At 54.2% G+C, this 12,351-nt stretch carries 8 protein-coding genes; 7 read left to right on the forward strand and 1 reads right to left on the reverse strand.

The window, feature by feature from the left end; genetic code table 11:
- Positions 1–89: 89 nt before the first annotated feature.
- The 4 genes from A3848_RS20720 (at position 90) to A3848_RS20735 (ending at position 4,075) form a co-directional block, all read left to right on the forward strand.
- Positions 90–1,487: a sensor histidine kinase gene (locus A3848_RS20720; protein ID WP_074086745.1), complete on the forward strand. Its 1,398-nt coding sequence runs from the start codon at positions 90–92 to the stop codon at positions 1,485–1,487.
- Between the two features lie 119 nt (positions 1,488–1,606).
- Positions 1,607–2,878, forward strand: a complete 1,272-nt coding sequence (locus A3848_RS20725; protein WP_083606779.1) for an MFS transporter — start codon at positions 1,607–1,609, stop codon at positions 2,876–2,878.
- A 53-nt stretch (positions 2,879–2,931) separates the two neighbouring features.
- Positions 2,932–3,600, forward strand: coding sequence for an NAD(P)H-binding protein (locus tag A3848_RS20730; protein WP_074086746.1), 669 nt, complete (start codon positions 2,932–2,934; stop codon positions 3,598–3,600).
- Positions 3,601–3,694: 94 nt separating this feature from the next.
- A complete protein-coding gene (locus tag A3848_RS20735; protein WP_074086747.1) occupies positions 3,695–4,075 on the forward strand; it encodes a RidA family protein in 381 nt (126 codons plus the stop codon).
- 81 nt (positions 4,076–4,156) lie between these two features.
- Here A3848_RS20735 and A3848_RS20740 read toward each other — a convergent pair whose 3' ends face one another.
- Positions 4,157–4,915 (reverse strand): tryptophan-rich sensory protein, encoded by a 759-nt coding sequence (locus A3848_RS20740; RefSeq protein WP_074086748.1) that lies wholly within the window; start codon positions 4,913–4,915, stop codon positions 4,157–4,159.
- 197 nt (positions 4,916–5,112) lie between these two features.
- Here A3848_RS20740 and A3848_RS20745 point away from each other — a divergent pair, with 197 nt between their 5' ends.
- The 3 genes from A3848_RS20745 (at position 5,113) to A3848_RS20755 (ending at position 12,286) form a co-directional block, all read left to right on the forward strand.
- The gene (locus A3848_RS20745) at positions 5,113–7,563 is read left to right on the forward strand and encodes a glycoside hydrolase family 31 protein (protein ID WP_074086749.1); all 2,451 of its coding nucleotides are present in this window, start codon (positions 5,113–5,115) and stop codon (positions 7,561–7,563) included.
- An 815-nt stretch (positions 7,564–8,378) separates the two neighbouring features.
- Positions 8,379–11,468 (forward strand): DEAD/DEAH box helicase, encoded by a 3,090-nt coding sequence (locus tag A3848_RS20750; protein ID WP_074086750.1) that lies wholly within the window; start codon positions 8,379–8,381, stop codon positions 11,466–11,468.
- Positions 11,469–11,500: 32 nt separating this feature from the next.
- Complete coding sequence (locus tag A3848_RS20755; protein ID WP_074086751.1) at positions 11,501–12,286, forward strand: hypothetical protein; 786 nt, start codon at positions 11,501–11,503, stop codon at positions 12,284–12,286.
- Positions 12,287–12,351 lie beyond the last annotated feature (65 nt).

Here is a 12,351-nt window from a genome sequence, read left to right on the forward strand (position 1 = left end):
TGGGACTGTAATTTCATGTGTTGATCCTACTATTATGGTACTATGATTGATAAGAATTACATATTTGTAAGCGTTGAAGGAGTGGTGCTATGGAATACTTGAAGATTTTTTTTATGAACACAGCTCTGCTGATTACTGTCGCTTATCTGGCGAATTTAATATATAAGCATACTATTTCTCATGCTCCAGAGACTGTCAAAAAGGCAAGCTGGGTCGTGCTTTCCATCTTTGCCGGTTGGATCACGATATTGTTTGGCTACAGACTGCATGAGAACGCCATCTTTGATTTGAGGTTTGTGCCGCTGATTATTTCTACGCTTGCATTTCCCCAGCCCTTTATTCTAATTATCATCGGTGTTGGCATAGGCTTGACCCGTCTCATCTTCGGGATGAACGAGGCGGCGGTAGCAGGCGTGCTGAATTTATCGATTCTGGGCTTCGTCTGTGCCGGGCTCAGCTACTGGGTGCGCCGCACCACGGTTACGATTGTGGGTAAGGGTCTCCTTATCATTCTGGTTGTGAATCTGATGAATGCGGTGAATATCATTGTTTTTGGAGTGATACCGGATCGGGTGTACATAACGGAAATTATGCCTATCACACTGCCTGCCGGGATTGTTCTCAGTATGCTGTTTTCGCTGATCATCCGTGATTTCCAGCTTGATCTGCAGCGCACGGGCCAGGTAGTAAGGGCGAACAAACTGCTCTCCGCACAGGCGGAAGAGCTGCACAAGAATAAGATCGTGCTGGAGGAAAGGGCCAAGCAGCTGATGCTGGCCTCCCAATTCAAATCGGAGTTTTTGGCTAATATGTCCCATGAACTGCGAACACCTCTCAACAGCATCATTAATTTATCGCAGATTATTGAAGAAAATGATCAACAGCTCACCCCGGAGGAGATCACCGAATATGGCTCAATCATTCACCGGTCCGGCGGAGATCTGCTGGCGCTGATTAATGATATTCTGGATCTCTCCAAGGTAGAGGCGGGCAAGCTGGATGTGGTTAACGAGGAGTTGAATGTCAGCGAGATTCCGGAATTGCTCGCGCTTCAGTTTACTGTGGTGGCCAGAAAAAAAGGACTGGAATTCAATATTAACCTTAGCGAGGACGTCCCCGCGGTAATTCATTCCGATCCCCAGCGGGTGCAGCAGATTCTCCGTAATCTGTTATCCAATGCGTTTAAGTTCACTTTGAACGGCTTTGTATCGCTGAATGTTCGAATGATAGAGCGGTCAGAAGGGCAAGCCCTGAAGCGCTGGGTGGTCTTTGATGTACAAGACAGCGGAATTGGAATCGCCGCCGACAAGCATACGGTAATCTTTGAGGCCTTTCAGCAGGCGGACAGCAGCATCAGCCGCAAGTATGGAGGGACGGGCCTCGGTCTGTCCATCAGCAATGATCTGGCTAAGCTCCTGGGCGGCTACATTACACTATCCAGCAAGGAGGAACAAGGCAGCCTCTTTTCCCTATATTTGCCACTGTGATGGTCCGGGCAAGAAGGTGCTTGGAAGTCCAACTTTATTTGTGATTTTGGCGTATTGACAGGAGCTTGATGCGGAGTAGAATGAAGCAAAAGCCGCATCAAAGGAGTGTTATCACCCCCATGAACATCATGAGAAACAGGCTTGGCGGTTCACGTCCAAAAGTTCTCCGCAAAGCCTCAGTACATCGTAAGAATCTGCAGATCGCAACGTTTGAGGGGATACCATCAACGATATTTCAGGTGCTGCTCCAAGGGCAGTTTCTGACAGGCTTTCTGTTATATCTAGGAGCCAGCTCCAGCCAGATAGGTTTTGTGATTGCACTTACTACACTGGTTAATGTAGCGCAGATAGGTGTGGCTTTTCTGATTCAAAAGCTGCCGAGCCGCAAATGGGCCATGGTAACCTTTATCGGCTTACATAGGCTGCTCTGGGGCTCCACGGGGCTCGTTCCGTTTATTTTTCCGCAAGAGCACTGGGTCACCGCATTTATCGTATTATATACGATTGCATTCATTGCCAATACAGCCGGTGGTGTTTTGTGGAGTTCTGTGATCAGTGACCTTGTTCCCGCACGGGTGAGGGGCCGTTACTTTGGAATCCGCAATACGTTTCTGAATGCCCTGGGAAGTCTTGTGATGTATGGCGGAGGCATTGTACTAGACCGTTATCCGGGAGGGCACGGGTTTCTGATTCTGTATATTGTGGTCTGGATTTTTTCCATCTCTAATATCATTGTGTTCTTTTTCTATCCGGACGTACCGTTTGAGAAATCGGAAGAGAAGGACTTTCTGCCGATGCTCAAGAAACCGCTGCATGACACGTTGTTCATGAAATCTACGCTGTTCCTGTCCGCGTGGCTGCTGCTGCAGAACCTGACAGTGCCGCTCTATTCCTATGTCATGCTGCAGCTGCTGAATATCAATTATGAGACCTTGTCCCTGCTGAACGTCTCACAGACGATCTTTATGATGGCAAGCTTCTATGTGTGGGGGAATCTGAACGCCAAGTACAGCAATAAGCGGCTGCTGCTCTGGACATTGCCGATCATTGCCATATCCTCGTTGCTCTGGGGGCTGCTGTCTGTAATGCCGATGCTGCTGGTGCTGTTCGCCGCCCATATTGTGTTCGGTGTGGGAGTAGGAGGCTTCAACCAACTGGCCTTTAACTTCATCATTGGCGATACACCAAAGAAAGAGCGGCCAATGTATATGGCGATGTATGCGGCTCTGACTGGACTCGCTGCGTTTTTTGGACCGCTTATCGGAGGGCGGATTTATGAGTGGATACAAGAATGGCCGCAATGGATGCAGGTATACGGGATGCAGATTATCGTAGGGACGCTGATGCTTCTTCTCGCACTGCTGCTGGGCCGGCGTATTCTGAAAGACTAACTGCAGAGGATGGCCAGGTCTTCCTCTTATTTCGGATGAAAGGAGACCATTCAATGACGAAAATTGCAGTAGTGCTGGGGGCTACGGGTCTTGTAGGCCGTGCGCTTACGGAAGATCTGCTGAATGGGGGTTGGGAGGAAGTGCGTGTGCTGGTGCGCCATCCGATGAAGCTTCAGCATCCCGGACTGAAGCAGGTTATCATCGACTGGGAGCAGCTCGCACAGTACAAGGAACAGTTTGCCGGTGCTTCTGCTGTCTTCTGCTGTCTCGGAACAACCATCAAGACAGCTGGCTCGCAGGAGCAGTTCGAACGAGTGGATCTGGAATATCCGCTTGCTGCTGCGTCACTGGCCAAAGCAAGCGGCGTGAAGCAGTTTCTGGCGGTTTCATCGATGGGGGCAAGCGTCAAATCGCGCAATTTCTATTCCCGCACCAAAGGGAAAGTGGAGGAGGGGCTGATTGCTGCCGGTTTTCAGGGACTCCATCTGTTCCGCCCTTCCCTGCTGCTGGGAGAACGTGAGGAATCCAGGCCCGGTGAACGGGCAGCCGCCGTTGTGATGAAGGCACTGGACTTCGCCATGGTCGGACATGCAGCCAAGTACCGGGCAATACCCGCAGCGAAGGTGGCTAGAGCAATGAGGAACATCGCCCTTGCCGATACGCGCGGTGTTCATGTCTATACCAACGAAGTCATTCATGTAATTGGAAAAGTGGAGGCCTGAGGTTTGCAATAAGCTTGGCTCAGGACGTACAATGGGACATAAATCATACGTACATAGAGAGATCACTGTCTTGTACAGCAAACAGGAGGAGAACATGAGCAAAAAACAGGTAGCAACCGCAAAAGCCCCAGGCGCAATCGGCCCTTACAGTCAGGCGATCGTGGCCGGGAACTGGGTATACACTTCGGGTCAACTGGGTCTGAACCCGGAAACAGGAGCTCTGGCAGAAGGTGTAGAGGAGCAGGCCCGTCAATCGCTAAGCAATGTGAAGGCGATCCTCGAAGAGGCTGGTGCATCCCTTGAGCATGTAGTGAAGACGACCGTGTACCTAAAGGACATGAATGATTTTGCGGCTGTAAACGAAGTGTACAGCACATTCTTCACGGAGCCATATCCGGCACGCAGCGCTGTTGAAGTTGCACGTCTGCCAAAGGATGGACTTGTAGAGATTGAAGCGGTAGCCCGGAAGAAATAAGCCTAAGGGTTATGAGAGTCCCTGAGTGTTTCCGTACCTTGGAAGCACTCAGGGATTTTTTTTGAACAGATAAGAATGACCTCAAAATTTACTCCGGCGTGGTGTCAGCAGCAGCCAAGTGCTGTAGAGCAGCAGTAAGCCGGCAGCGACTAGCCCCGTAATAAACACACTGCCGGTATCTTTATGCTCCAGGGCAATGGCCATGAAGGCCCACACGAAGACCAGCGGATAGATCCTGTCCCGGTAAGGGAAACTGACAATAACAGCGAGCAAAGTGCCGATACTGAGCATTATTACGGCCCAGGTGGGATCACTTAACCCGAAGCCATCCCACTGGTTCTTTTCCAGGACGACGCTGACATTGACAATAGTGGCAACGGAGATCCAGCCCAGATAGAGGCTGAACGGCAGCTTGACCAGCCATTGTTCCCCTGGAGTGGGGCTCGTGATGCTGCGGGTTTTGCGGTAGATGACAATCAGTGTAATCAGCATCAGCAACATAACCGCGAGGGACAGTTCAATATAGAGATATTGCCAGAGGAACAGCCAGCCCATATTAAAGATGCAGCTAAGCACAAACCAGATGCTGATCGGCCGTACGGAATCCCGGGAGCTGGTACCCTGCCGGAATGGATAGACGATGAAGCCGGCGAGCAGCAGATAGATCAATGACCAGATAGAAAAGGCATAGCCGGCAGGTGTGAGCAAGGTATGATACCTGTCCGAAATTTCACTGGTGCTGTTCCCGCCAAGCGGGAGGGTCACCGATAGGGTATTTACGACGAGTACACCAAGGAAGAACAGCAGATTCCACCATTTATAAGAATTGTTTCGACTCATTTTCATTCACTCCCTAACCCTGATTATTTTGTGCTGAAGCTGGCGTCTACATAGAATATACCCGCATTCACAGCTGATAAGACCATTTTTGGTAAAAAAATGACCAGGGGGTCATAAAGTTTGCGGATAGCAGTCCGGTAACGCTGGGTAATATGTATTAAAGTAAAAGCCGCAACAGCCGAAGGGGGAAAGCAAGCATGGAGAGCAGTGAAGCGATTCGTCCCGAGAAAATGGGTCCGCTGGTTATGAAGGAGACCTGGAATACACCTGGAAGCTTGGTGTCCTGGGAACGCTCCGAGAATATATATATTGTCCAGGGAGAACGCGGAGGTATTGTTTTTGTCTTTTTGAATGACGAAATATTCCGGATGAAAGTGTTTCGGGACAAGGTGCCTGATCTGACGACGACTCCGGCGGTGCTGGCCGAGAGCTGTATCCCGCACTTGTTCCCTGTGGAGGAGAATAACGATCAGCTGACCTTTACGACCAGTGCAATCAAGCTGATCGTTGAGAAAACGTCCCTGCTGCTGCGTGTGGAGAACATGGACGGAGAGATTGTTATGCAGCAGAATCTGACGAGCTGGAATCCGCGCGGCGCGAGCCACGCAGAATATGATATGCAGCCGGACTCTCACTTTTACGGGCTGGGGGAGAAGGCAAGCTTTCTCGACAAACGCGGGGAACGCTACACCAACTGGAACACCGATGTGTTTGCCCCCCATTTGCCGGAAATTGAAGCTCTATATGAGTCCATTCCGCTGCTCATTCATGTGCATGGCGAGCTGTCTTATGGCCTTTTCCTGGACAATACGGGCCGGAGCGATTTTGACATGCGCTCTCACGGGGTGGCGTTTACCATCGGGTGCTCTACGGGCGCCTATGATGTCTATTTCATTAATGGCCCCGAAATAAAGGATGTGGTCAAAAGATACACCTCACTGACCGGCCGGATTGCATTGCCGCCCAAATGGGCCATTGGCTATCACCAGTCACGCTACAGCTATATGAATCAGCAGGAGGTGCTTCAGCTTGCCCGGACCTTCCGCGAAAAGAACATTCCATGCGATGTCATTTATCTCGATATCCACTATATGGATGAATACCGGGTGTTCACCTTCGATCCGGTCAATTTCCCCGAACCTGAGAAGATGATTGCCGAGCTGGGCGAGCTGGGGGTGCGGATTGTGCCGATTGTAGATCCCGGTGTCAAAAAAGACCCCAACTATGAAATATATAAGCAAGGGGTGCTGGAAAAACATTTTTGCCGTTTCCTGGAGGGTGACATCTTCTTCGGCGAGGTCTGGCCAGGGATCAGCGCGTTTCCCGATTTCAGTGATGTCCGCACTGCCGAGTGGTGGGGCGATCTGCACAAATACTATACCGACCTGGGCATTCAGGGCATCTGGAATGATATGAACGAGCCTGCGGTGTTCAATGAGTCGAAGACCATGGACCTTGATGTGATGCATTTCAACAATGGCCGTCCGGTCACGCACGAGGAATACCACAATCTGTACGGAATGATGATGTCTAAGGCTACGTATGAAGGACTGGCGGAGCATATGGGCGGCGAACGCCCTTTTGTACTGACACGGGCCGGGTATGCGGGAATTCAGCGCTATGCCGCTGTGTGGACCGGGGATAACCGCAGCTTCTGGGAGCATATGGCGATGGCCATGCCGATGGTACTCAATATGGGGCTGTCCGGTCTCGCTTTCTCGGGGCCGGACATCGGAGGGTTTGCCCACCATACCTCTGCCCAGCTACTGGTGCGCTGGACGCAGATGGGGGTCTTTTTCCCGTATTGCCGCAATCACTCTTCCATCGGCACGCTGCGCCAGGAGCCCTGGTCATTCGGGGAAGAGGTGGAGGCGATTCTGCGGGAGTTCATCGGACTGCGCTACCGCTGGATGCCGCATATCTATAATCTTTTCCGTGAAGCTGAAATGACGGGCCTGCCCGTGATCCGCCCGCTGATTCTGGAATACCCGCGTGATCCGCATGTGACGAATCTGTGTGACCAGTTCCTGCTTGGGGAGAATGTGGTGATTGCTCCAGTGTACCGGCCGGACACGGACCACCGCTCCGTCTATCTGCCGGAGGGGCTGTGGATCGACTATTGGGACGGAGAGGTTACCGAGGGCGGGCGGCATATTTTGGCTGCTGCCCCGCTGCGGATTATGCCGATGTACATCAAGGCAGGGACCTTTGTGGCCGAAGGACCGCTTAAGCAGTATGCGCTGGAGAATACGGCCGAGACGATGATCTTTCATCTGTATGGTGCCCGGGCGCGGGATGGGTTCCTGGCCTCCTTTTCCCTCTATGAGGACGACGGACATAGCTTCAGCTATAAGGAAGGGCTCTATTCGGAGATCAGCGTCCATGCGAAGGGAGAAGACGGTGAACTGCGCCTGGGCTGGACCTATACGGTCCGCGAGTATGCGCCGCGAAGGAAAATGCTGCGCTTTGCGCTATGCTATCCGGAATTCACTGCAGCTTCTGTAGACGGGCTTGCCGAAATCAGTCTGGAACAGCTGGAGGAGGGCCGGACGGGCTGGGCACGCAACGGCGGAAATGGCGCGCTTCTAATCCAGGTGAACGATGATCCGGATGGCGGGGAGCTGCGTATTCAGGCAGCGAAGGAGTAGAGAGGCTGATAAGAAGGAATCGGGAGGACTGCTGATAGGAAAGACTGCGAGGGCAGGAAAAGACTTGCTGATAGTCGGACCTTTAGGATATAAAATATGCAGGTCCAGGCCATTGGGCCACCTTCAAGGGTGGGCTTCTTACTTCTTGGGAAAGCCTGGATTTCCTTCGTTGGAGATAAGGGGGGAGAGAGTCAGGGGGCAGCGGGTAGTGAAGTGGAATTAGTGAACTTAAATGGGCTCAAAGGCGCTTTGTAAAAGGTATTAGTGGGAATTAGTAAACTTAATCTAAGTGAATTCATCTGAGAGGGTGCGAATCGGTCAGATTAGGTCTACTTTTTCCCACTAGCGATTGTGGGGAGTGGTAGGGGGAATAATTAGGTTTACTTATTCCACTTGGTTTTGCCGCTTGGTTCAACGTGATCCGGAATGACTAGAGGAAGCATAGGGTTACTCTGCGAGCAGGAACGGGCAGGTTGCAACCATGTTCGGACAAACGAGGGGAACCGCTAAATCAACCGCTATTTAGCGGTTTTTTGGCATGGATTGAGCGGATGAAGAGGGATTGGCTACCATGATAAGTGGGTAAATCCGCAAAAAGCAGATAAATCTGCAGAAAAAAGTGCAGAAAGGTTTTTAAATATCTCCTTTTTCGTATAAGATGAAGGGATGAAGAAAAAAACATTTGGCAATCCGGGGGCCGTTCATTCAGACTCTCCGGTTACCTGTAACTATATTTCTTGCGGAGAAGGATTCAGTCTTCCTGATGGGGGGCAGACTGGCTCTTTCTGTTTGCTCAAAAAGAATGGAGATCATCAATGATTAAGCATCTGTATGCAATATGGTTAGGGGACGTATTTTTCTGCTTCTCCGGCGAAACCTCGGAGCCCAAGGTAGACGCATGGACGCGTGTGGTCAAACGGCTGGAGCTTCGGAGCGGATGGCGTCCTTTTGCGGGTGCTGCACTGAGGCTCACGGAGGTGAAATATCCGGTTGCCGCCTCTGCGGAAGGGAGAACCACGCGGCGCGGCTTGCCGGGGCGGACGCTTGAGGGGTTGGCCCTCGCGCCGAAGGATGCCTTCGAGCTGCTGCTCGGCTGGGACGAGCAGCTATGCCGCAGCCAGGGCCTGGAGCCGGGCGGGGAGCTGCGCTATTGGGCTGCCGCCGCCCGCTTCGCGCTGGAGCTGATGGGCACAGGCGGTATTGTGCCGGGGGCGCTGCCGCCCCGGCCGTTAGGCTCCCGCCGCCGCGGAGGAGAACAGGCGGCGTCGGCTGCCTGGTCTCCGGCCTTCCGGCAGGAGGCAGACAGGGAGCTGTTCCTGCAAATGGCGGCATCTATGCCGGTGCTGGCGCTCGGAACGCATGTGGCAGAGGAAGGCGACCTGTCTTCCCGTGAAGATGCCGGTGCATATGTGCTCTATTCCTTCCTGCAGTCGGTAATGACTGCGGAGATCAAGCGGGTTGTTGCACAGAACGAAGTGAAGCTTGCACCGTACAAGGCGAACTACCGGCGCGGCTACTCCCCTTTGACAGAGCTGTGGTGGAACAGTCTGCTTACGGGCAGCCGCGATATTCCGGTACAGGGAACACAAGCCGAAGTGACGGAGCTTCTGGCTGCAGTGAACGGAACCGCCGGCAACGAAGTGCCGCATGCGGAGACAGAAGAAGCACGCAGCGGACAGCTCAGCCTGGGGCTGCGTCTGGAGCCGCCCGCGGACGAGAACGAGGATTGGCGGTTGTCCTTCTGGGTGGAGAGCCGGGAAGAGGGGGAATTCTGGCTACCAGCCGCGGCAATCTGGAGCAGCCGTGAACGCGAATTCATGCTCTGGGGCAAGCGGTACCGCAATATTCAGCAGCAGCTGCTGTCCGCACTGGGCCGGGCAGGCAAGCTGTCACCGGACATTCAGCGGGCGCTGACCGTACCTGCTCCGGACAGTGTGAAGCTAACGCCGGAACAGCTCTATTTGTTCCTGAAGGAAAGTGTACAGCCGCTGCGTGAGCGGGGCATTACTGTGCAAATGCCGTCCCGCTGGAGCCGTGAGGGCCGGCGGCGGATCGGAATGAAGATGAAGATGCAGCCGCCGGCTGGCGGAATCGACGGCCCCGCCCAGGCTGCACTGGGCATGGAACAGCTGATTTCCTTCCGCATAGAAGCTTCGCTGGGGGATTCGGATGTCACTGAGGACGAACTGAACGCATTGGTGGAGGCTGGCGTACCTTTTGTGCGGTTCCGCGGGGAATGGATTGAGATTGATCCGAAGGAGCTCCGCCAGGTGCTCAGATATATGAAGCGTAATGAAAGCGGAGAAATGTCGGCAGCAGACTGGATGCGTCTGGAAGCCGAAGCAGGCGAGGAACGGCTGTGGAAGGGGATGTCGGTGACCGGAATGGAAACCACCGGTCTGCTGGCTTCGCTTATGCAGGGCGACATGCTGCGGCATCTCCCGCTGCGTCCAGTCCCTCCCGATTTACACGGAACGCTCAGACCATACCAGGAACGCGGGTTTCAGTGGCTGGCCTCGCTGAGCGGGTTAGGCTTCGGGGTCTGTCTGGCGGATGACATGGGACTGGGAAAGACGGTCCAGGTGATTACCTGTTTGCTGGATCGCGCGCTCACTGCGGAGCCGGAACAAAAACACGAGCCTGTGCTTATTCTATGTCCGACTTCCCTGCTGGGGAATTGGCAGCGGGAACTGCAGCGTTTCGCGCCTTCACTACGGGTGCACATTCATCATGGGGGGCGCCGGATTCGCGGCGAAGGCTTCGCCCAGCTTGCGGCCAGTCACGAAATCGTCTTGACCACGTATCATCTCGCCGGACGGGACAGTGAGGATCTGGCAGGTGTAAGGTGGTCAACGGTGGTCCTGGACGAGGCGCAATACATCAAGAATCATCGTACCAAGCAGGCACAGAGCGTGATGAAGCTGTCGGCGCCTCACCGCATTGCTATGACGGGTACTCCCGTAGAGAACAGACTGGGCGAGCTATGGTCTATCTTTCACTTCCTGAATCCGGGATACCTGGGAACGTACCATTCGTTCCGCCAGCGTTATGTTTCCGGAGAAGGAGGAGAGCGGCTGCGCGAGCTGCACCGCCTCGTGTCGCCTTTCCTGCTGCGGCGTCTGAAGAGTGATCCGGATATCTCCAAGGATCTGCCGGAGAAGCTGGAGCTGAAGCAGTACTGTGCGCTCACAGAAACTCAGGCAGCGTTGTATCAGGGAGTAGTCAATGAAATGCTGGGCGTAATCGGAGAGCGCTCGGGTATGGCCCGCCGGGGTCTGGTGCTGTCCTCTCTGACCAAGCTGAAGCAGATTTGTGATCATCCGCAGCTGTTCCGCAAGGATGAGGGGCGGGGACAACGCAGTGAGGCTTCGGGCAAAATGGACGTCATGTTCGAGGTGCTGGACAGTATCGCTGAGCTTGGAGAATCGGCACTCATCTTTACCCAATATGTGGCGATGGGCGAGCTGTTGGTCAGCAGGCTGGCCAGACGGTATGGCAAAGCACCGCTCTTTCTGCATGGCGGGGTCCCTAAGCGGGAACGCGATGAGATGGTGCATGCTTTTCAAGAGGGGGAAGGCCCTGCCTTCTTCGTTCTCTCGCTCAAAGCCGGTGGTGTCGGGCTGAATCTGACCCGGGCCAACCACGTGCTGCATTATGACCGCTGGTGGAATCCGGCAGTCGAGAATCAGGCGACCGACCGGGCTTTTCGGATCGGGCAGCACAAAAATGTGCAGGTGCATAAGCTGATCTGCCAGGGAACCCTTGAAGAGAGAATTGATGAGCTGATCGAACGTAAAAAGAATCTCTCAGAGCAGGTCGTCGGCTCCGGCGAAAACTGGCTGACCGAGATGTCGAATCATGAACTGAAAGAGCTCATTGAGCTGCAAGGGCAGGACTGGATGTAGCGGATACGGACGAAATAAAGGAGGAATCAGCAATGAGCGGAGGGCTTGAGCTTCGGCTGGACATCCAGCCCGGTAGGGTAAAAGCAAGAAGTCTTCAGGGGTCCGGGTCAACGCCGGAACTGCAGGGTGTGCGAAAAGCAGCATCAGCCGTACAGGAGCCGGAAGCCGCAGCGGTTCTTTCTTTGGAAGTTCCGCCATGGACGGCTGAACGGAAAAGAACGGTTCTGCGCGAGCTCGCTGCGCATCCGGGAGAGCTGTATGGACTTCTGCAGGGAGAGTTGAGCGTAAGGCTTGCCGGGCTTGGCCTGCTGCCTGCAGAGGAGGAGCTTGCCTCTGCGGTCTTCGGGCAAGAGCTCGACGCCGCAGACAAGGCCCGGCTGCAGACCCTGCTGACGCAGCGGCTGACGGAGGAGCCGCTGCTGGCTCTGTCGTTGCGCGGCCTGGGAAAGGAAGAGCTGCTGGCAGGCGTATTTGGCCTGTGGGCCGAAGCCGGCACCGAAGAAGAAGGAGAAGCTGTGCCGGACGCTTCAGGTGCACTAGCTGCGGAGCTTGCCCGGCTGGAGCGCAAGGGTCCTGCGGTCGCCTCAGGAGAATGGATGGCAGAGGCTGCCGCCGAAGGCTCGCTTCACCAGCCGGGGCCGCTGTTTCACGAGATCGCAGCCCGGCCGTTTCCGGTGTCTCCGGTGGTAGCTGTGCCAACAGAGGATTGGAAGTCCCTTCTTCCACAGACCCCCAGGGCGACCGAAGGGCTGGCGCTGATCATGCGGGAAGTAGCCGAGGCGGCTGCCCGCCGGGCTGCCGGTCTAAGTAAGATGTGACCATGAAGCGGAATTATACGAAAGGCAGCATATGAACAGGTTACCCGCTGTTCATATGCTGCCTT

The sequence above is a fragment of the Paenibacillus sp. P32E genome, assembly GCF_001909085.1.
GTDB classification, from domain to species: domain Bacteria; phylum Bacillota; class Bacilli; order Paenibacillales; family Paenibacillaceae; genus Paenibacillus_AQ; species Paenibacillus_AQ helianthi.

Bases quoted from the DNA above. Each gene is read 5' to 3' on its own strand.
- A3848_RS20730 (WP_074086746.1), top strand. From the start codon at position 2,932: ATGACGAAAATTGCAGTAGTGCTGGGGGCTACGGGTCTTGTAGGCCGT.
- A3848_RS20745 (WP_074086749.1), top strand. From the start codon at position 5,113: ATGGAGAGCAGTGAAGCGATTCGTCCCGAGAAAATGGGTCCGCTGGTT.
- A3848_RS20735 (WP_074086747.1), top strand. From the start codon at position 3,695: ATGAGCAAAAAACAGGTAGCAACCGCAAAAGCCCCAGGCGCAATCGGC.
- A3848_RS20725 (WP_083606779.1), top strand. From the start codon at position 1,607: ATGAACATCATGAGAAACAGGCTTGGCGGTTCACGTCCAAAAGTTCTC.
- A3848_RS20740 (WP_074086748.1), bottom strand. From the start codon at position 4,915: ATGAGTCGAAACAATTCTTATAAATGGTGGAATCTGCTGTTCTTCCTT.
- A3848_RS20720 (WP_074086745.1), top strand. From the start codon at position 90: ATGGAATACTTGAAGATTTTTTTTATGAACACAGCTCTGCTGATTACT.
- A3848_RS20750 (WP_074086750.1), top strand. From the start codon at position 8,379: ATGATTAAGCATCTGTATGCAATATGGTTAGGGGACGTATTTTTCTGC.
- A3848_RS20755 (WP_074086751.1), top strand. From the start codon at position 11,501: ATGAGCGGAGGGCTTGAGCTTCGGCTGGACATCCAGCCCGGTAGGGTA.